Genomic DNA, 769 nt, shown 5'->3' on the forward strand with positions numbered 1-769 from the left:
GAAGGTTTCTGAACGTTGATCAGGTCGTATGGTTTTACTTTTAAATAATCTGCTGCCGTGATGGTTTTATCTTCATATTTGGCTCTCAGCTCATCAAAGATCTGCTTAGCCTGAGGATTATCCGCTACATCTTCGTTGGCATAATTCAGAGTGAAATCCGGAGCACCGTACATCGAAATGTAATTAGCCATCACGTCTTTATCTTCATTGAACATTCTCGGCATCAAGCTAACGTGAGACTTATTGAATACATAGTTGAATCTGTCATTCGTCTTTCTGTACGTACCGGTTCTTTCATCTTTTTCGTATACTTCCCCGGTTTTTGTCGTCTTGAAGCTTCCGTCTTCATTTTTTTCGATTCCTTTAGCATCAAGGAAAGCCGTATAGTTCTGTCCATACATTGTAGGCCAGTCTCCGTATTGCTCTCTGTTGTAGTAATCCAGCATCCCGATCGCGGTATCAGGATCATTAAGGTTCATCGGAGGATTCGCATTTGCTCTGATCGGAATTACCATCCAGCATGAGAAACCGATAATCATATACACAACCGATAAAGCTGCGGTCTGGAAAATATTTCTTTTTGCTTTCTTCGCATACTTAATCAGGAAATAGCATAAGGCCGTCATTAAGATAAATGCTGCAATAGTTCCTGAATGGAAAGGAAGTCCCAGTCCGTTCACAAAGAAGATCTCCAGCTTTCCGAACATCGTCATGATAACCGGGAAGATAATTTTGAAAACAATAATCAGAATTCCTAAAGTAATCAGGT

General features: G+C 40.4%; 1 pseudogene. It reads right to left on the minus strand.

What is annotated here, in order from left to right:
- Nucleotides 1–769, minus strand: a pseudogene (locus AOB46_RS22715) (DUF2723 domain-containing protein); the annotation flags it as partial.

Source organism: Chryseobacterium indologenes (genome assembly GCF_001295265.1).
In the GTDB taxonomy this organism is placed as follows: domain Bacteria; phylum Bacteroidota; class Bacteroidia; order Flavobacteriales; family Weeksellaceae; genus Chryseobacterium; species Chryseobacterium indologenes_A.